The sequence below is a fragment of the Ralstonia soli genome, assembly GCF_023955655.1.
In the GTDB taxonomy this organism is placed as follows: Bacteria; Pseudomonadota; Gammaproteobacteria; order Burkholderiales; family Burkholderiaceae; genus Ralstonia; species Ralstonia soli.
In genome coordinates this window covers 216,027-234,454 of sequence record NZ_JAMXHT010000006.1, presented here as the reverse complement: position 1 = coordinate 234,454, position 18,428 = coordinate 216,027, and the positions used below count along the sequence as shown (strand labels likewise).

The window sequence follows — 18,428 nt, the reverse complement described above, 5'->3', positions numbered from 1 at the left end:
GTCAGACTTCCAGCAGGTCACGCCCGACGATGATCTCGCCCTTGAAGTGCGGGCGTACCGCATCCAGCCAGACCGAATCTTCCAGGAACGGATAGCCGCCCGGCACGAAGTGCGACAGCACCAGCGTCTTCACCTTCGCCTCGGTGGCGATGCGGCCGACGTCTTCGGTGGAGGTGTGGCTGGCCAGCAGATGCTCGCGCAGCGTCTTGGCGTTGGGCTCGGTGGACAGCAGCTTGTCCAGCGAGGGCAGGTGCATCACTTCGTGCACGAGCACATCGGCGCCGTAAGCCAGGCGCACGAGGTTCTCGCTCGGTGCCGTATCGCCGGAGATGACAATGGAGCGGTCCGCCGAATCAAAGCGGAAGGCAAACGCAGGCGCGACCGGCGGATGCTTGACCAGCGCGCTCGTCACCTTCACGTTGGCGTCCTGCATGACCAGCCCGCCTGCGGTGATCTCGTGCGGGTGGATCATCGGTGCCAGCGGCGGGCGGCCTTCATCGGCGATGCGGGTGCGGATGTCGTAGTCGTAGAGTTCGAGAAACTTGGTCGTCATCGCGGCCAGCGGGGGTGGGCCCCAGGCATCCACCGGGCCGGTCAGATCGGTGGCCCAGGCGAGCAGCATCAGCGTGCCGTAATCGGCGTTGTGGTCGGAGTGCTGGTGCGTGATGAAGACGTGGCGGATGTCCTTGAGCTTGAGCCCGGCGCTCACGTACTGGCGCCCCACGCCGTTACCGCAATCGACCACATACGATACGCCGTTGATGACAATCACCTGTGCCGGTGCCGCGCGGTTCTTCTTGGGCGTCGGCCCGCCGGCGGTGCCCAGCAGGATCAGCCGCGTGCCCTTGGGCGTATCGGCGGCCGAGGCGAGCGGCCAGCCTGCGGAGGCAACGCCAGCACCCACGGCCAGGGCGCCAGCCTGCCGCATCCAGCGGCGACGGTTGTTGTCGAAAGCGTGCATGCGGCGGTCTCCTCTCTCGTGTTGTGTTGGGCTTAGCGGGGCAGCCCGCCGACCTTCATGCCGGGCTTGATCCCCTTGCGGGCGAACCAGCCCTTGTTCATCTCCAGTGCATAGCTGCCCGCGCGGGTCGGGCAGTGGTTGTCTTCCGTCTGCGGCTTCATCTCGGCAATGTCGGAGATGGTGCCGTCGTCGGTGATGAAGGCGATGGACAGCGGCAGGTCGGTGTTCTTCATCCAGAAGCAATGGCCGGCGGATTCATCGAACACGAACAGCATGCCCGCCGTTTCGGGCATCGATTTGCGGAACATCAGGCCCGTCTCGCGCGTTTGCGGGGTGGCGGCCACTTCGGCTTTGATCTTGTACATGCCGATCGTCAGGTTGGCCACGGGCAGGCCGACGTTCGGGCCGGTCGGGGTTTGCGCGAAGGCGCCAGTGGTGGTGAAGGCGGCGATGGACAGGCACAGGCCGGCAAGCAGGCGGGAAAGGGTGGTCATGGCGTGTGGGTAAAAAATGTAACGCACCATGATCGGCACTCGGCCAACCACCGTCAATGAGATTGCGCCGAAGGCCGGGACGAAGTTGTTACCGCGTGTTTGTGCTCTGGCGTTCGATGGCGACCGTCTTGATGCCGGCCTTGGATGCATGCGCCGACCGTGCCTTGTCGGCGGCCGGATCGGGCATCAACGCCACATAGCGCGCATCGGTGAGCGTGCGCAGGAAAGCGACGATGTCGTCGATCTCGCCTTCCGTGAGCGCGGGCGTGGTGCCGGGGCGGCGGTTCATCGGCACGGCGTTCACGTTGATGTTGCCCTGATACTTGGCGGGCACGTCGTCAAAGCGCTTGCCATTCGGATACCACTGCGCCAGATCGGTCGAGCGCGTGGCATAGAAAGCCACCGTGTCGCGCAGCGTGCGGAACACGCCGTTGTGCATGAACGTCTGGCGCACCGCCACGTTGCGCAGACCCGCGGTGCGGAAGTAGCCGCACCACTGGTCGGGCTCCGGCCATTTGAGTTTGCGGGCGGTCTGGCACAGGCCGACGTCGAAGTGCTTGGCGTCCTTGTTGGCGGGCAGCAGCGGATTGCGCGGCACGGCGATGGCGTCATAGCCGAAATCGGTGAACAGCGAGCGCTCCGGCCGCGACGACGATTCCACCATCAGATGACACGACGCGCAGTTGCCCTTGTCGGGGTTGCGGAACAACGCCAGGCCGCGCATCTCGGCGGCGGAGAGCGGCGTGCGCTTGCGCAAAAAGTCATCGAAGCGCGAAGTGAACGGTGCCATCTCGTCGCTCTGGAAATAGGCCTCCAGCGCCTTGCCCAGCGCGTCGATGAGGCGTTCGGGTTCACGTACCGCACCGGCGCCGAACTGCTTCGTCAGCGCTTGGCCGAGATCCGTGCCGGCGATCTTGCGTTGCAGCGCTTGCGGCGAGCGGTTGCCCATTTCATCGGGGCTGAGCAGTGGGCCATGGATTTGCTCGGCGAGGGTGTTGGCGCGGCCATCGGCAAAGAAGCCGCCGAACGGCGACGGGAAGCTCGCGTCGTCGTCCTGAAAGAAATAGCGATGCGGTACGTAGCGCAGATACAGCAGCGACGGCGCATTGCGCGCTGCCACGTGCCCGGGCCGGCTGCCGGCCGGTACGCCGATGCGCAGGGCCTCGCCCTTGAGCGTGGGTGCGAAGGCGCGGGCCGGGTCATGGCACGCCGCGCACGACGTGCCTTGCGGCTCCGACAGCCGCGCATCGAAGAAGACCCGCTTGCCGAGCGCGATGAGGTTCGGCTCCGGCTTGAACGACGTCGATTCGGCAGGCGGCGGCACGGCGTCCAGTTTGGGCGTCATGCCGATCGATTCGGCCGCCGCCGCACCCGAGAAGAGTGCCGCAGCAACCAGCAGCGTGAGGCTCACGCGCTTCAAGGCGCAACGAAGCCGGTCTTGTCGCACACCAGGCTCGAGCCGTTCTGCGTGCAGGTCGTCAGCAGCTTGCCGTTGACGGTGTACGCCTTGAACAGCCAGCCCTTGGCGGGCGCCGGCTGGCGGTCCATCACCATGAAGCCGAATGAATTGTTGTGCGAGATGCTGCCGACCGTCACGCCCGAAGCGGGGCTGATGGCCGGGAACGGATCGGGCAGGGCCACGTCGAGCGAATCGCCTGCATTGCCCGCCACGATGGTCGCCGGGTGGTTGCTGGTGAAGTTGATGGCCTGGAAGTCATGCACGTGGCCATGCAGCGCGACTTGCACGCCCGGCGGGTAGTAGGCCGTGGCGTTCAGGCTGTTCATGACCGACAGCAGCGCGGCATTGCCGCCCAGCGGCGTGCTGCCGGCGATGGGGACGAAGCCCAGGATCGGGTGGTGGTTGGTGAAGATCGACATCACACCCGGCTTGGCGGCTAGCGTGCCCGCCGCGCTGAACTGCTTCTGGTAGGTCTGGAACCACGGGTCGGTGGTCGCCAATGCCGTCGTGCCGGCCTTGGCCGAATCGAACACGATGACCTGTGTGTCGCTGCCGATAGCCACCGCATACGGGTCCGACGCGTTGGCGCCGGTGTCGTTGGCCGGGTCGTCGCACGAGCGGGCGGCGGAGTAGGGGCGCGGATCCAGGAAGCGGTACCAGCCCTGACCGGCGCGCGCGCATTCCTCGTGGTTGCCGCGCACCAGCACCCACGGGGCGGCGGCCATCAGCGGGGCGGCCGGCTGGAACAGGTCAGCCTGCCACGTATCCCAGCCGTAGCCCCACGGGCTGCCCTGGCAGCCGGCCACGTCGGGCGGGCAGGCGTTTTCGCGGTAGTGGTAGTCGCCCACGTGCAGGACGAGGTCGGGGTTCATTGCAGCGGCCGTGGTGGCGGCATTGGCGAACGGCCACGACAGCGGGTCGTTGCACGACTGGAACGTGTTGCTCGACTTCTTCATGCGGCAGCCGGTGTCCGCCAGGATCACCACGCGCTGCGGGTTGGCCTTGGGCAGCGGCAACACGCGCGAACCGATCGACGCGGCCTTGGCCGTCGATGCCACGGTGGCCTCGCAGGCGTTGACGGGGAAGGCCGACGCTTTCGAATCGCTGGCGGCGCTGGCCGTGGTGCGTTGCGCAGGCGTGCCGGCGGCCACGCGCAGGTTCATGCGCGTGGCGGTGCCGTCCACCGTCAGCAGCGGGCAGACCGAGCTATCGACGGGGGAGGCGCTGTTCGTATAGCTGGTGACGGCGCGCACGACGGTCTGGTTGCTGTCACCGATCTCCACCCATGCGGCCTGGATGTTGGCGTCAGCCGTAGCTGCATCCGACGGCGTGGCCGTCGACGTGGTTGTCGAGTCGGACGACGAGCCGCCGCAGCCTGCAATCACGGCGGCAGCGGCCAACGCGGCAAGAGAGAGCATCGTGAGAACGGTGCGTTTGCGTCGCACCGGAGCGAAGATCGATCGGACTTCCATTGCGCCTTCCCTGTTTCTTGTTGTGAGGAACGCGCAAGGTACCCAAGGTTGATGGCGCTATTTTGACAGCCCGCGTGCAGGCTCGGGATTCCGGTATCCGCCGCGCGCGGGCGAAAAAAAAAGCAGATGCATAAGCATCTGCTTTTTTTGTATCGGCCGAGCCGCGAGGGCCCGACAGAAACACAAGCTTATTGCTTGGCGGCGTCAGCAGCCGGAGCCGAAGCGTCAGCAGCCTTCTTGGCAGCCTTCTTCTTGTGGTGCTTCTTGGCCTTCTTGGCCTTCGGAGCAGCCTTTTCGGCGGCAGCCGGAGCAGCAGCTGCGTCAGCAGCCGGAGCGGAGGCTTGAGCGAACACACCGGTGGCGAACAGGCCGGCGATCAGGGCAGCGATCAGCTTCTTCATGGTGAATCCTTTTATAGATCAGTGAGTTAACCAACGACCCGCTAAATGAGTCATCTGCAATAACGCAGGCAGTTACAGCCGCGTTGACACGTTGCACCGAAATTTTTGAGAGGGGCATCGCGGGGTGCGTCAGCATGTGGTGGATGGTGCGCTGCGCAAATTTGGTGCCCGCCCCACCGGTGTTTAAGACCGGTCTGATTGGATGTGTGCCGGCGGCCCTCGAGAATGCGAGCGGATTTTGTTTGACCTCTGCCTCAAGCCCCGCAAGCCGTGTCCCACCTCCTCAAGCCCGCTCGTTTTCGCCGTCGCGACTTTCTTCTGGGCGGCGGCGCGTTGCTCGCGGCCGCCGTGGCGACCGGCCTACGTCGCCCAATCGACAGGGGCACGTCGAGCCTGGACGACTTCATGCTGGTCTCGCAGACGGTGTCCGGCATGACACTGGACCGCCGGATCGGTCTACTGTGCTTCAGCGCGCTGTACCAATCCGACATCCGCTTTGTGGACCACGTCCGGACGCTCGCATGGCTGGTGAGCCACCACCCAGGGCTGGACGGTGCTGGCCTCGCGGGGCTGCTCCAGACGGACAACGAAGGGGAACTTTGCGCCGCCCTCGGCCGCCTGGTCGATGCCTGGACCGCTCAAGTCGGCGCCACGCCTGCGCTGGCCGACGCCCGCGCCCAGATCGAACGCCGTGCCGGCGCGGATTTGTCGGACACCTGATCCGCCGTTTTCACCATGCGCAGGACTATGGCGGATGGTGAAATTTTCCGGCATAATGCGAAATTCACTCTTGTGTCTTATATAAGAGTTGAAGTTTGTGCGGTGCATCGTGAGAGCGTCATCGCACCCCGCTAGAATCACCAGTTCATTGCAGCGTGTCACACCGGCCACCCCGGGGCGACGCGCTGTGCTGTCAACCCCCACCGTCTACCCGCTCACCTGCGGTCTGCACTGGAGTCGTCCATGTATCAACACATCAAGGTCCCGGCCGGCGAGAAGATCACCGTCAACCAAGACTTCTCCCTGAACGTTCCCAACAACCCGATCATTCCTTACATCGAAGGTGACGGCACCGGCTTCGACATCACCCCGGTGATGATCAAGGTGGTGGACGCAGCGGTTGAGAAGGCCTACAAGGGCGAGCGCAAGATTTCCTGGATGGAAATCTACGCCGGCGAGAAGTCGACCAAGGTGTACGGCCCGGACGTGTGGCTGCCGGAAGAAACCCTGCAAGTCCTGAAGGACTACGTGGTGTCCATCAAGGGCCCGCTGACGACGCCGGTGGGCGGCGGCATCCGTTCGCTGAACGTGGCGCTGCGCCAGGAGCTGGACCTGTACGTCTGCCTGCGCCCGGTGCGCTACTTCAAGGGCGTGCCTTCGCCGGTGAAAGAGCCGGAGAAGACCGACATGGTCATCTTCCGTGAGAACTCGGAAGACATCTACGCCGGCATCGAATTCGAAGCCCAGAGCGAGAAGGCCAAGAAGCTGATCAAGATTCTGCAAGACGAGTTCGGCGTGAAGAAGATCCGCTTCCCGGAAACGTCGGGCATTGGCGTCAAGCCGGTCTCGAAGGAAGGCACCGAGCGCCTGGTGCGCAAGGCCATCCAGTACGCGATCGACAACGACAAGCCGTCGGTCACGATCGTGCACAAGGGTAACATCATGAAGTTCACGGAAGGTGGTTTCCGTGACTGGGCCTACGCGCTGGCACAGAAGGAATTCGGCGCCGAGCTGATCGACGGCGGCCCGTGGTGCAAGTTCAAGAACCCGAAGACGGGCAAGGAAATCATCGTCAAGGACGCGATTGCCGACGCCTTCCTGCAGCAGATCCTGCTGCGTCCGGCCGAGTACTCGGTGGTGGCGACGCTGAACCTGAACGGCGACTACATCTCCGACGCCCTGGCTGCGCAAGTCGGCGGTATCGGTATCGCCCCGGGCGCGAACCTGAGCGACTCCGTTGCTATGTTCGAAGCCACCCACGGTACGGCACCGAAGTACGCTGGCAAGGACTACGTGAACCCGGGTTCGGAAATCCTCTCGGCCGAAATGATGCTGCGCCACATGGGGTGGACGGAAGCGGCTGACCTGATCATCTCGTCGATCGAGAAGTCGATCCTGTCGAAGAAGGTCACGTATGACTTCGCCCGCCTGCTGGAAGGCGCGACCCAAGTGTCGTGCTCGGGCTTTGGTCAAGTCATGATCGACAATATGTAAGCACGTGCTTTGCGGCTTCGGCCGCGGCGCATCGAACCCCGGCAGCTTCGGCTGACCGGGGTTTTTTATTGCGATCGATCGTCGCACATGCGGCAAAAACGTTTGTCACTCGTCACAGCGGTAACTAAACTGGCGCATATGTGACTTTCTGTCCGCACTCTCAAGCGCCGATCCGTGAGCCCCAACGACCGCCGACTCGTCCGCCATCTGCTCATCGTCGTCACCATCAAGGTGGCGGTGCTGGGCGCGCTGTGGTGGGTGTTCGTGCGTGATGCGCGGGTGCCGGTCGATGCCGAGCGGGCTGCGGATCGTCTGGGCATACCACCGTCAGTAACAGCGCAGGGAGGGCATCTGTGATATCCGAGCACCTGGTCGATCTTTCGCGGCTGCAATTTGCGGCCACGGCGTTGTACCACTTCCTGTTCGTGCCGCTCACGCTAGGCATGGTGTGGCTGCTGGTCATCATGGAAAGCGTCTATGTCATGACCGGCAAGGTCATCTGGAAAGACATGACGCGCTTCTGGGGCAAGCTGTTCGGCATCAACTTTGCCCTGGGCGTGACGACGGGCATCACGCTCGAATTCCAGTTCGGTACCAACTGGGCGTACTACTCGCACTACGTGGGCGACATCTTCGGGGCGCCGCTGGCCATTGAAGGGTTGATGGCGTTCTTCCTGGAATCCACCTTCATCGGCCTGTTCTTCTTCGGGTGGGATCGGCTCTCCAGGACGCAGCACTTGCTGGTGACCACACTCATGGCGGTGGGCACCAACCTGTCTGCGCTGTGGATCCTCATTGCCAACGGCTGGATGCAGAACCCCGTGGGCGCCGAGTTCAACTGGCAGACCATGCGCATGGAGATGTCGGATTTCTGGGCGGTGGTGTTCAACCCGGTGGCACAGGCCAAGTTCGTGCATACCGTGTCGGCGGGCTACGTGACGGGCGCGATGTTCGTGCTGTCGATCTCGAGCTGGTACCTGCTGCGCGGGCGCGATGTGGAATTCGCGCGGCGCAGCTTTCGCGTGGCGGCGGCGTTTGGCCTGGCCAGCGTGTGCTCGGTGATCGTGCTGGGCGATGAATCCGGCTACACCGTGGGCGAAGCGCAGCAAACCAAGATGGCCGCCATCGAAGCCATGTGGGAGACCGAACCCCCGCCGGCCAGCTTCAACGTGATTGCCTCCATCAATCAGCGCGAGCAGAAGAACAATTGGGCGGTGGAGATTCCGTGGGTGATGGGGCTGATCGGCACGCGCTCGGTGTCCAAGCCGATTCCGGGCATCCACGAGATCAAGCTGCGCAACCGTGGCCGCATCATGAGCGGCATCGAAGCCGTGGCCGCGCTGGAGACGCTGCGCAAGAATCCCGACGATGCTGCCGCTCACCAGACACTGCAGGTCCATCAGAGCGACCTGGGTTTCGGGCTGCTGCTCAAGAAGTACGTGGCCGACGTTCGCCAGGCCACGCCCGAGATGATCGACAAGGCCGTGGATGACACGGTACCGCGCGTGTGGCCGATGTTCTGGGGCTTCCGCGTCATGGTGGGCCTGGGCTTCCTGATGCTGGCGCTGTTTGCGCTGTCGTTCTGGAGCACGCTGCGCCCGCAGCGCAAGGCGCCGGCATGGCTGCTGCGCTGGGCGTTGTGGATGCTGCCTGCACCGTGGATTGCCGCAGAACTCGGCTGGGTGGTGGCGGAATACGGCCGCCAGCCGTGGACGATCTACGGCGTGTTGCCCACGCACCTGAGTGTGTCGACCCTGAGCGAAGCCAGCCTGTATGGCTCGCTGGCCGGCTTCGTCGGTTTCTACACGCTGCTGCTGATCGTCGAGATGTACCTGATGATCAAGTTCGCGCGTCAGGGCCCGGGCAGCCTGGGCACCGGTCGCTACCAGTTCGAAGCCAAACACGCTTGAGGAGAACACCATGTTCGACTACCCAACCCTCAAGGTGATCTGGTGGGTGCTGATTGGCGTGCTGCTGATCGGCTTTGCCATCATGGACGGCCACGACATGGGCGTCGGCACGCTGCTGCCCTTTGTCGGCAAGACCGACGATGAGCGCCGTGTCGTGATCAACACCATCGGCCCGCACTGGGATGGCAACCAGGTCTGGTTCATCACCGGCGGCGGGGCGATCTTTGCGGCGTGGCCGCTGGTGTATGCCACCGCGTTCAGCGGGTTCTACTGGGCGATGCTGGCGGTGCTGTGGGCGCTGTTCTTCCGGCCCGTCGGGTTTGATTACCGCAGCAAGATCCACAACACCACGTGGCGTAAAGCGTGGGACGTGGGTCTCTTCATCGGGGGCGCGGTGCCACCGCTCATCTTTGGCGTGGCGTTCGGCAACCTGCTGCAGGGCGTGCCGTTCCACTTCGACAACTTCATGGTGGTGACGTACACCGGCACGTTCTGGCAGTTGCTGAACCCGTTTGCGATCCTGACGGGCGTGGTGTCGAGCGCGATGATCACCATGCACGGCGGCATCTACCTCGCCCACCGCACCGAAGGCGTGATCCAGCAGCGCGCCAAGCGCGCCGCGACCGGCGCAGCGATCGTTGCCGTGCTGGCGTTCATCGCGGCCGGTGCCTGGCTGCACGCGGGCAGCATCGAAGGCTACGTCATCACCTCGGCCATCGACCCGGCCGGCCTGTCCAACCCGATGGCCAAGACGGTCGCGCGCGCTGCGGATGCGTGGTGGCGCAACTATCAGACGCAGCCGTTGCTGTGGGCGCTGCCGGTGCTGGGCGTGCTTGGGCCGCTATTGGCGGTGGTGCTGTCGCGGGCAGGACGGACGCTGCTCGCGTTCGTGCTGTCATCGCTGGGGCTGGCGGGCATCATCACGACCGCAGCAGCGTCGATGTTCCCATTTGTGCTGCCGTCGTCCAGCATGCCGGCCGCCAGCCTGACGGTGTGGGACAGCGTCTCGAGCCATTTCACGCTTGGCCTGATGTTCTGGGCCGCGATCATCTTCACGCCCATCATCGTTCTCTATACGAGCTGGTGCTATCGCGTGATGCGCGGCAAGGTGACGGTCGAACACATCCGGGCCAACGAGCACTCGGCCTACTAGCCTCGGGAGGGCGAAGACATGTGGTATTTCAGCTGGATCCTGGGCGTCGGGTTTGCCGTACTGCTGGCCGTCCTCAACGCGATGTGGGGTGAGGTGAGCGACGCCCGCGCCACCGAGGCAGACAACGCGGGCGGCCGGGACCGCGAATGAGCCCGGCAGAGGCGGACGCCACCAAGCCGCGCATGCATCTGCCCAGCTTGGCTGCCGGGTTGCTCGTCATGGCGGTGGGGACGGTCTATCCGTATATCGCCGCCAATCGCGACGGCCAAGCCGATCACGGCCTCGCCATGTTGCTGTTCTGGGCGATGAGCGCGGGGCTGGTGCGCGGCGTGGGGTTCATTCCGCGCCACAAGCTGTGGCGCGTGTTGTTTTCCGGAGCAGCGTGCGCACTGGCCTTGGTGCTGTTCGGGCTCCTGCGCGCGTTCGGATGATGCACTAGCGCGGCAATCGCGTCGTGCCTGCGGGCGGCGGTTCCGGTGCGCGCCCGCGCAACGCATCGCGCAGGCGTCGCACGCCGCGCCATAGCTTAGGCAGCAGCCACACCGACACCAACAGCAGCAGCGCCAGCATCACCAAAAACGCGATCGGCAAGAAAAACGCCATCAGCAGGCCGCCGCTGGCCGCCACGTCTTCGCTGAACGACGCCGCCCAGTTCGAGAACGGCTCCGGCGACGTGTTGATCAGCGCCCGCGTACCGGCCTTCGTGGCATGTGCGGTTCCGGCCAGCGTACCGCCGACGAGGCCGGCCGCGACCACCCATTGCGGATCGAGTTGCCCGAATGCAGCCGCCGCCAGAATCGCGCCCGCGGGGACACGGATAAAAGTCTGGATGCCATCCCACACCGAATCGAAGCCGGGAATCTTGTCGGCCAGGAACTCTGCCACGGCCAGCACACCGGCCAAGCCGATCACCCACCACGATTCCAGCATCTGCAAACCTGGGGGCAGATGCAGCCAGCCGGCGCGGCCCAGCACGCCGGCAGCAAACACGGCCAGGTAGAGACGGAATCCACTGGTCCAGGACAACCCGGCGGCCAGCGCGGCGGTTTCCAGCATGGGGCTCCTTCGGAGTCTGACGAGCAGCTTGGCGAACTTTCAGTGTAGTGCGCGCTCGCCTGGGCGGCGGCTTAAAGCAGCGACTTGCCCTGCGACAGGATCTTGTCGCAAGCCTGCTGCGTGATCTGCGACTTGATGCGGCTCAGGTCGAACTGGTTGCCATCGGAGCCAGTCAGGATGCCTTTTGTGCCGCTGGTGTAACTGGGGTCCGACGTCGGTGCGCCGCCCAGTTTGCCGAGCAGCTTGTCTTTGACCGACGCCGCATCCGTGGCGCCGCCCAGGTAGTTGTTCTTCATGCAGAACTCCAGCACCCCGGCCACATTGCCGGTGCTGCCCGAGCTCAACGACCCGAGCGACGACATGCCGCCCAGATTCCCGATGTTGCCCAGGCCGCCTGTGGCGCCTTGGCCGTTGCCTTGCGCCGCGCCCTTGAGCAGATCCCCCAACTGGGCGTGGGCGCCTGCGGGAAGCAACGCGGCAATCAGCAGCGTTGCCGTGGCGGTGGTGCGGGTCAGGTGGTGTTTCATGCGGGGGCTCCTTGGAAAGACAGCGGGAATCATCCACACCGTAGTGCGCAGTCCGCCGAAATGACGTGTTGCGCGCAGTGAGATATCCCATTGTCTGCCGCCCGGGCAACAAAAAACCCGGCATTCCACCGGGTTTTTTGCATTTGGGTGCCTTGCTGAACCCGCAAGGCGCCACATGACGCCAATCAGGCAGCCTGGATGTTCGTGGCCTGCTTGCCCTTCGGGCCTTGCGTCACCTCGAACTGCACACGCTGGCCTTCCTTGAGCGTCTTGAAGCCGCTCATCTGGATCGCCGAGAAATGCGCGAACAACTCTTCGCCACCTTCATCCGGCGAGATGAAACCGAAACCCTTGGCGTCGTTAAACCATTTGACCGTACCGATTGCCATGAAAACCCCTCCGTGAATACACAAGTCTGAGCCGGGAGGGCATGCCTGTCGGGGCAATGCAGAGCGGTACCGCGCAGTCATCGCCCGATCGTCGGGCCTTGGGGCACGACGAAAGGCGCGGGTGGAACCGCGCCGCAAGCGATCGGTCTTCTTGTGGCAGGTGCCACAGCCTGAAGCGGTTGTCGATCTGTTGTCGACTGGTGTGAGGCCTCCCGGGCTCACCAATCATGGCGCTTGCTGCCAACGATTTGCGGGGCAGCCGAACGCACATGTTGAATTCGATTGTTCGAGGAATGCAACAGACTGTCAAGACCGCCGAAGATGGGTTTGTGGCAAAAAACGGTCAGTTTTTGAAGAGGTTTTGCTCGAAATCCAATCAATCGGCCCCACCTGATGAAAACGATTGGCGGGGCAGGCGCGGAGCTTGCGCTCTTCTTTGCCAAGGCGGGGGCGGCAAAGCAGCGCGCTCCCGAGGGCCGACGGACGCACGCCGTTCGGACCAAACCGTTTGCAGACCTTGAAGTCGGCGTTATTTCCCCAAATTGCTAAGTCGAAAGGAGTGGTTAGAATAAGACCATGGCAATCCGGCAAGCGACCACTCCACAACATGACGCAGGCACCGTCCTGGAGCGGAAAGAGCAAGCGCTCAAACCGCCCGCGATGTACAAGGTGCTGCTGCTCAACGACGACTACACCCCGATGGAATTCGTCGTGATGATTCTTCAGCAATATTTCAGCAAAGACCGGGAGACCGCCACACAGATCATGCTGACTGTGCATCGGGAAGGTAAGGGCGTGTGCGGTATCTACACACGGGATATCGCCGCGACGAAAGTGGAGTTAGTGTCAACCCATGCACGGCAGGCGGGGCATCCCCTGCAGTGCGTGATGGAGGAAGCATGATCGCGCAAGAACTGGAAGTCAGCCTGCACATGGCGTTTGTGGAAGCACGCCAGGCCCGCCACGAATTCATTACGGTGGAGCATCTGCTGCTTGCGCTGCTGGACAACCCGACGGCGGCCGAAGTGCTGCGCGCCTGCGCCGCCAATATCGAAGACCTCCGCACGCACCTGAAGAACTTCATCGCCGACAACACCCCCGTGGTGCCCGGCACGGACGAGGTGGACACGCAACCCACGCTGGGTTTCCAGCGTGTGATTCAGCGCGCCATCATGCACGTGCAGTCCACCTCCAACGGCAAGAAGGAGGTGACCGGTGCGAACGTGCTGGTCGCCATCTTCGGCGAGAAGGACTCGCACGCGGTGTACTACCTCCAGCAACAGGGCGTGACCCGGCTGGACGTGGTCAATTTCATCAGCCACGGCATCCGCAAGGACCAGGCCGAACCCGCCAAGCAAGGTGAAGGCAACCCCGAAGGCGAAGGCGGCGACGGCAAGGAAAGTCCGCTCGAGCAGTTCACCCAGAACCTCAATGCGTTGGCCAAGGCCGGCAAGATCGATCCGCTGATCGGCCGTGAGCAGGAAGTCGAGCGCGTGGTGCAGGTGCTGTGCCGCCGCCGCAAGAACAACCCGCTGCTGGTGGGCGAGGCTGGCGTTGGCAAGACGGCCATCGCCGAGGGCTTGGCGTGGCGCGTGACCAAGGGCGAGGTGCCGGACATCCTGTCCAAGGCGACGGTCTACTCGCTCGACATGGGCGCGCTGCTGGCCGGCACCAAGTACCGCGGTGATTTCGAGCAACGCCTGAAAGGCGTGCTGAAGTCGCTCAAGGACAACCCGAACGCGATCCTGTTCATTGATGAAATCCACACGCTGATCGGCGCTGGCGCCGCTTCGGGCGGTACGCTGGACGCGAGCAACCTGCTCAAGCCGGCGCTGTCGTCGGGTGCGCTCAAGTGCATCGGTGCGACCACGTTCACGGAATATCGCGGCATCTTCGAGAAGGACGCAGCGCTGTCCCGCCGCTTCCAGAAGATCGACGTGGTGGAGCCGACCGTTGACCAGACCGTGCAGATCCTGCGTGGGCTGAAGTCGCGCTTCGAAGAGCACCACGGTGTGAAGTACGCATCGTCGGCGCTTACCGCGGCGGCTGAGTTGTCGGCACGCTTCATCACCGACCGCCACCTGCCGGACAAGGCGATCGACGTGATCGACGAAGCCGGTGCGGCGCAGCGCATCCTGCCGAAGTCGAAGCAGAAGAAGACCATCGGCAAGGGCGAGATCGAAGACATCGTGTCGCGCATCGCGCGCGTCCCGCCGCAAAGCGTGTCGCAGGACGACCGCAGCAAGCTGCAGACGCTGGAGCGTGACCTGAAGTCGGTCGTGTTCGGGCAGGACCCGGCCATCGACGCGCTGGCTGCCGCCATCAAGATGTCGCGCGCGGGGCTGGGCAAGACGGACAAGCCGATCGGCTCGTTCCTGTTCAGCGGCCCGACGGGTGTCGGCAAGACGGAAGTCGCCAAGCAGTTGGCGTTCATCCTCGGTATCGAGCTGATCCGCTTCGACATGTCGGAGTACATGGAGCGCCACGCGGTGAGCCGGCTGATCGGCGCGCCTCCGGGCTACGTGGGCTTCGACCAGGGCGGTCTGCTGACGGAAGCCGTGACCAAGAAGCCGCACTGCGTGCTGCTGCTGGATGAGATCGAAAAAGCGCACCCGGACATCTTCAACATCCTGCTGCAGGTGATGGACCACGGCGCGCTGACCGATAACAACGGCCGCAAGGCGGACTTCCGCAACGTCATCATCATCATGACGACCAACGCGGGCGCCGAGACGATGAACAAGGCGACCATCGGCTTCACCACGGCGCGCGAACAGGGCGACGAGATGGCCGACATCAAGCGCATGTTCACGCCAGAGTTCCGCAACCGTCTGGATGCCACCATCAGCTTCCGCTCGCTGGACGAGGAGATCATCCTGCGCGTGGTCGACAAGTTCCTCATGCAGCTGGAAGAGCAACTGCACGAGAAGAAGGTGGACGCCATTTTCACCGAGAAGCTGCGTCGCTTCCTGGCGAAGAAGGGCTTCGACCCGCTGATGGGCGCACGCCCGATGCAGCGCCTGATCCAGGACATGATCCGCAAGGCGCTGGCCGACGAGCTGCTGTTCGGCAAGCTGACCAACGGCGGCAAGGTGGTCGTGGATCTGGACGATGCCGATGCGGTGAAGCTGGAGTTCTCCGAGAACGAGGCGCCGCCGGCACCCGCGCAGGAAGAAGCGGAAGCCTGACGAGTTCGTCGCTCCAAAGAAAAACGGCCTGGAAACTCCAGGCCGTTTTTTTATGCGCGGACGATGCGCTTAGTGGCGCCCGGTGCTGCCAAAGCCACCGGCACCGCGCTCGCTCTCGGCAAAGTCCTCGACGATGTTCAGTTCGGCCTGCGCGACGGGCACGATCACCAGTTGTGCGAGGCGCTCCATCGGGTTCAGCACGAACGCCGTGCTGCCACGGTTCCACGTGCTGACCATGAGCTGGCCCTGGTAATCCGAATCGATCAGGCCGACCAGATTGCCGAGCACGATGCCGTGCTTGTGGCCCATGCCCGAGCGCGGCAGGATCAGCGCCGCATAACCAGGATCAGCGAGGTGGATGGCCATGCCAGTCGGCACGAGGTGCGTGGTGCCGGGCTCGATGGTGAGCGGGGCGTCGATGCAGGCGCGCAGGTCCAGCCCGGCGCTGCCGGTGGTGGCGTACTGCGGGAGCTGTTCGTGCAGACGGGCGTCGAGGATCTTGACGTCGAGTTTCATGCGGATAGGGCAGAAGAGGTGGCGGAAGCCGGGGATGGTAGCGCAAACGCCTCGGCCAGCAGCTCGTACGAGCGCAGGCGGGCTTTGTAGCTCGGCGCTACGGTGAGCACGATCAACTCATCGGCGACGAAGCGGTCCTTGAGCGCCAGCATTTGCTCGGTGATGGATTCGGGCGTGCCGATGATGCTGCGCGGCCGTTCGCGCATGACGATGGCCTGATCGCGCTCCGTGTAGACGTGCGCTTCGCCTTGCTCGACGGTCGGGATCGGGCCGTTGGCGCCCAGCGCCATCTGCACGCGGCGCAAATCGACGGCGGCTTCGTAGCGGCGCGCTTCGGCTTCCGTATCGGCAGCGATCACGAAGATGGCCGCGGCGCTGTACGGCCGCGCATCGTAGCCGGGTTCGAAATCGGTGCGGTACTGCTGCGCGACGATGTGGCCGACATGCGGGTTGATGAAGTGGGCGAAGGCAAAGCGGATGCCCAGGCGCGCCGCCAGCGCGCCGCCGAAATCGCTGGAGCCGAGCATCCACAGCTCAGGCTTGGTGTCGATCTCAGGTTGCAGCAGCACGCCGTAGGCGGGGTGGTCTGGCGGCAGCGTGCCCGTCAGGTGCCAGATCAGTTCCTGCACCTGCTGCGGGAAGATGTCGCCGCGGTTGTAGTCGCCCATGGCGACGGCAGCCGCGGTGCGCATGTCGCCGCCGGGTGCGCGGCCGACGCCCAGGTCGATGCGGTTCGGGAACAGCGCTTCCAGCAACCGGAACTGCTCGGCCAGCTTGAACGGGCTGTAGTAGGGCAGCATCACGCCGCCGGAGCCCACGCGCAGGTGTTTCGTTGCGCTCGCAACGCGGGCGATCATCACTTCCGGTGCGGGGTTGCTGACGCCGCGCAGGCCGTGGTGCTCGGCGCACCAGTAGCGCGTGTAGCCGAGCGAATCGGCGAGTTGTGCCAGGTCGACCGTCGCGGCAATCGCATCGCGCGCGCTGTGGCCGTAGATGACCGGGCTCTGGTCGAGGACGGACAGGCGGATCGGTGTGCTCATGGCTTTGCCCCATGCACACGGTCCGCGATCGCGGCGACGATCTGGCGCGCCAGCGTCAGCTTGTCCGCGCGCGGCAGGCGGGTGATGCCGCGCTCATCGAACAGCGCGACTTCGTTGTCATCACGGCCGAAGGTCTGGTGGCCGAGGTTGCCGACCAGCAGCGGAATCCCTTTCTTCTGGCGCTTGGCCTCGCCGAATTCCTCCAGGCGCTCGGTTTCGGCCGCAAAGCCGACGCAGAACGGCGCATTCGACCGGCGTGCGACGGCGGCGAGGATGTCCGGGTTCTGCGTGAACGTGAGCGTGGGCACGTCGGTGTCGTTCTGCTTCTTGAGCTTCTGATCGGCCGCCTGCGCGACACGCCAGTCGGCCACGGCGGCCACGGCGATGAAGATGTCGTTCTTGGTGCTATCCAGCTCGCGCATGACGGCGTCGTGCATCTGCTGGGCGGTCTGCACGTCGATGCGTAGCACGCCCGCGGGCGTGTCCTGGTGACACGGCCCCGCCACCAGCGTGACCTCGGCACCGGCCTGCGACGCGGCGCGTGCGAGCGCAAAGCCCATCTTGCCGCTGGACAGATTCGTGATGCCGCGCACCGGGTCGATCGGCTCGAACGTCGGACCGGCCGTCAGCAGCACGCGGTGCCCGCGCAGCAGCTTGGGGTGGAAGAAGCCAATGAGCCGCTCGACGATGTCTTCCGGCTCCAGCATGCGGCCGTCGCCGACTTCGCCGCAGGCCTGGTCGCCGGCATCGGGGCCGAGCAGGGTGACGTCATCGGCGCGCAGCTGGGCGACGTTGCGCTGCGTGGGCGCGGCGGCCCACATCTGCCGGTTCATGGCGGGGGCCACGAGCAGCGGGCAGTCGCGCGCGATGCACAGCGTGGAGAGCAGGTCATCGGCCATGCCGTGCGCGAGCTTGGCGAGAAAGTCCGTCGACGCGGGGGCGATGACGATGGCGTCCGCCTCGCGCGAGAGGTCGATGTGCGCCATGTTGTTGCCGATGCGGTTGTCCCATTCCGACGTGAAGACCGGGCGGCCGGAAAGCGCCTGCATCGTCACCGGCGTGATGAAGTGCGTGGCGGCGTCGGTCATCACCACCTGCACGGTGGCGCCGGCCTTGGTGAGCAGCCGCACCAGTTCGGCCGACTTGTAGCACGCGATGCCGCCGGTCAGGCCGAGCACGAAATGTTTGCCTTGCAGTTCCATAAGTGTCCGCTGGGGGAATGCGATTGATGCGTGGAGTGTGGCGATGATACCGGCTTGGCCTCCGGCACGTTCGGATGCGGCGCATAGCCCCGATGGCGACGTGCAAATGGCCGATGGCGGGGCTCAAAGCGCCGACGTTGATGCAAAAAGCAGCATCGCCGGACCTCCTGCGCCTCATCGTTGATGAAAAAAGCAGCAGCGACGGAGCGCTGAGCCTCATCGGTGCTGAAAAAAGCATCAACGCTGGAGCTTCGAAGGTCCAGAGATGCCCCTTTTAGGTGCGCGCATGGGGCTTGGAGGTCCATTGATGCGGTTCAGAGCCCCGACGATGGCGCTCAGAGGTCCAGCAATGGAGGTCAGAGGTCCAACGTCGGCGCTTTGAGCGTGGCGTGCGGGCCGGAGTCGGCCGATCGCCGTGCAAGAAAAACAAAACCCTCGCGGTGGGC

Annotated in this window: 21 protein-coding genes; 10 read left to right on the top strand and 11 right to left on the bottom strand. The window is 64.4% G+C overall.

Annotation, left to right across the window (positions count from 1 at the left end):
- Position 1 precedes the first annotated feature (1 nt).
- The 5 genes from NG900_RS17025 to NG900_RS17005 all read right to left on the bottom strand — a co-directional run bounded on the left by NG900_RS17025 (position 2) and on the right by NG900_RS17005 (position 4,787).
- A complete protein-coding gene (locus NG900_RS17025; protein WP_252682544.1) occupies positions 2 to 961 on the bottom strand; it encodes an MBL fold metallo-hydrolase in 960 nt (319 codons plus the stop codon).
- Between the two features lie 32 nt (positions 962 to 993).
- A complete protein-coding gene (locus NG900_RS17020) occupies positions 994 to 1,455 on the bottom strand; it encodes a DUF192 domain-containing protein (RefSeq protein ID WP_252682543.1) in 462 nt (153 codons plus the stop codon).
- Between the two features lie 88 nt (positions 1,456 to 1,543).
- On the bottom strand, positions 1,544 to 2,875 hold the full coding sequence (locus tag NG900_RS17015; RefSeq protein WP_420804164.1) for a cytochrome-c peroxidase: 1,332 nt from the start codon (positions 2,873 to 2,875) through the stop codon (positions 1,544 to 1,546).
- Positions 2,872 to 4,386 carry a metallophosphoesterase gene (locus NG900_RS17010; protein ID WP_252682542.1) on the bottom strand — a complete coding sequence of 505 codons (1,515 nt, stop codon included), beginning with the start codon at positions 4,384 to 4,386 and terminating at the stop codon, positions 2,872 to 2,874. Before NG900_RS17010 ends, NG900_RS17015 begins: the two co-directional genes overlap by 4 nt.
- A 188-nt stretch (positions 4,387 to 4,574) precedes the next feature.
- Complete coding sequence (locus NG900_RS17005; RefSeq protein WP_252682541.1) at positions 4,575 to 4,787, bottom strand: hypothetical protein; 213 nt, start codon at positions 4,785 to 4,787, stop codon at positions 4,575 to 4,577.
- 270 nt (positions 4,788 to 5,057) lie between these two features.
- Here NG900_RS17005 and NG900_RS17000 point away from each other — a divergent pair, with 270 nt between their 5' ends.
- The 7 genes from NG900_RS17000 (at position 5,058) to NG900_RS16970 (ending at position 10,495) form a co-directional block, all read left to right on the top strand.
- Entirely contained in the window at positions 5,058 to 5,507 is a 450-nt protein-coding gene (locus tag NG900_RS17000; protein ID WP_252682540.1) for a sorbitol dehydrogenase family protein, read from the top strand.
- A gap of 243 nt (positions 5,508 to 5,750) precedes the next feature.
- Complete coding sequence (gene icd / locus NG900_RS16995; RefSeq protein ID WP_252682539.1) at positions 5,751 to 7,001, top strand: NADP-dependent isocitrate dehydrogenase; 1,251 nt, start codon at positions 5,751 to 5,753, stop codon at positions 6,999 to 7,001.
- Positions 7,002 to 7,175: 174 nt separating this feature from the next.
- Entirely contained in the window at positions 7,176 to 7,358 is a 183-nt protein-coding gene (cydP, locus tag NG900_RS16990; protein WP_252682538.1) for a cytochrome oxidase putative small subunit CydP, read from the top strand.
- Positions 7,355 to 8,911 (top strand): cytochrome ubiquinol oxidase subunit I, encoded by a 1,557-nt coding sequence (locus NG900_RS16985; RefSeq protein WP_252682537.1) that lies wholly within the window; start codon positions 7,355 to 7,357, stop codon positions 8,909 to 8,911. The genes cydP and NG900_RS16985 overlap by 4 nt, the downstream gene beginning before the upstream one ends.
- Positions 8,912 to 8,921: 10 nt before the next feature.
- A complete protein-coding gene (cydB, locus tag NG900_RS16980; RefSeq protein WP_252682536.1) occupies positions 8,922 to 10,064 on the top strand; it encodes a cytochrome d ubiquinol oxidase subunit II in 1,143 nt (380 codons plus the stop codon).
- Between the two features lie 18 nt (positions 10,065 to 10,082).
- Positions 10,083 to 10,214, top strand: coding sequence for a cytochrome bd-I oxidase subunit CydX (gene cydX, locus NG900_RS16975; RefSeq protein WP_252682535.1), 132 nt, complete (start codon positions 10,083 to 10,085; stop codon positions 10,212 to 10,214).
- Entirely contained in the window at positions 10,211 to 10,495 is a 285-nt protein-coding gene (locus tag NG900_RS16970) for a cyd operon YbgE family protein (RefSeq protein WP_252682534.1), read from the top strand. Before cydX ends, NG900_RS16970 begins: the two co-directional genes overlap by 4 nt.
- A gap of 4 nt (positions 10,496 to 10,499) precedes the next feature.
- Here the strand turns inward: NG900_RS16970 and NG900_RS16965 are convergent, their stop codons facing one another.
- The 3 genes from NG900_RS16965 to NG900_RS16955 form a co-directional block, all read right to left on the bottom strand.
- A complete protein-coding gene (locus NG900_RS16965; protein ID WP_252682533.1) occupies positions 10,500 to 11,120 on the bottom strand; it encodes a DUF4126 domain-containing protein in 621 nt (206 codons plus the stop codon).
- A 71-nt stretch (positions 11,121 to 11,191) separates the two neighbouring features.
- Positions 11,192 to 11,647 carry a DUF2501 domain-containing protein gene (locus tag NG900_RS16960; protein WP_252682532.1) on the bottom strand — a complete coding sequence of 152 codons (456 nt, stop codon included), beginning with the start codon at positions 11,645 to 11,647 and terminating at the stop codon, positions 11,192 to 11,194.
- Between the two features lie 185 nt (positions 11,648 to 11,832).
- Positions 11,833 to 12,036 carry a cold-shock protein gene (locus tag NG900_RS16955; protein WP_252682531.1) on the bottom strand — a complete coding sequence of 68 codons (204 nt, stop codon included), beginning with the start codon at positions 12,034 to 12,036 and terminating at the stop codon, positions 11,833 to 11,835.
- 576 nt (positions 12,037 to 12,612) lie between these two features.
- Here NG900_RS16955 and clpS point away from each other — a divergent pair.
- A complete protein-coding gene (gene clpS / locus NG900_RS16950) occupies positions 12,613 to 12,939 on the top strand; it encodes an ATP-dependent Clp protease adapter ClpS (protein WP_003261876.1) in 327 nt (108 codons plus the stop codon).
- Positions 12,936 to 15,224 carry an ATP-dependent Clp protease ATP-binding subunit ClpA gene (gene clpA, locus NG900_RS16945; RefSeq protein WP_252682530.1) on the top strand — a complete coding sequence of 763 codons (2,289 nt, stop codon included), beginning with the start codon at positions 12,936 to 12,938 and terminating at the stop codon, positions 15,222 to 15,224. Before clpS ends, clpA begins: the two co-directional genes overlap by 4 nt.
- 69 nt (positions 15,225 to 15,293) lie before the next feature.
- On the opposite strand, the gene dut is transcribed toward clpA, so the two are convergent.
- Genes dut through coaBC form a run of 3 tightly spaced genes read right to left on the bottom strand, consistent with a single transcriptional unit; the run spans position 15,294 to position 17,982 of the window.
- Complete coding sequence (dut, locus tag NG900_RS16940) at positions 15,294 to 15,740, bottom strand: dUTP diphosphatase (protein WP_252682529.1); 447 nt, start codon at positions 15,738 to 15,740, stop codon at positions 15,294 to 15,296.
- Positions 15,737 to 16,780 carry an LLM class flavin-dependent oxidoreductase gene (locus tag NG900_RS16935; RefSeq protein ID WP_252682528.1) on the bottom strand — a complete coding sequence of 348 codons (1,044 nt, stop codon included), beginning with the start codon at positions 16,778 to 16,780 and terminating at the stop codon, positions 15,737 to 15,739. The genes dut and NG900_RS16935 overlap by 4 nt, the downstream gene beginning before the upstream one ends.
- Positions 16,777 to 17,982, bottom strand: a complete 1,206-nt coding sequence (gene coaBC, locus NG900_RS16930; RefSeq protein WP_252682527.1) for a bifunctional phosphopantothenoylcysteine decarboxylase/phosphopantothenate--cysteine ligase CoaBC — start codon at positions 17,980 to 17,982, stop codon at positions 16,777 to 16,779. The genes NG900_RS16935 and coaBC overlap by 4 nt, the downstream gene beginning before the upstream one ends.
- A gap of 92 nt (positions 17,983 to 18,074) precedes the next feature.
- Between coaBC and NG900_RS16925 the strand changes: the two genes are divergently transcribed.
- Entirely contained in the window at positions 18,075 to 18,260 is a 186-nt protein-coding gene (locus NG900_RS16925; RefSeq protein WP_252682526.1) for a hypothetical protein, read from the top strand.
- Positions 18,261 to 18,428: the final 168 nt, after the last annotated feature.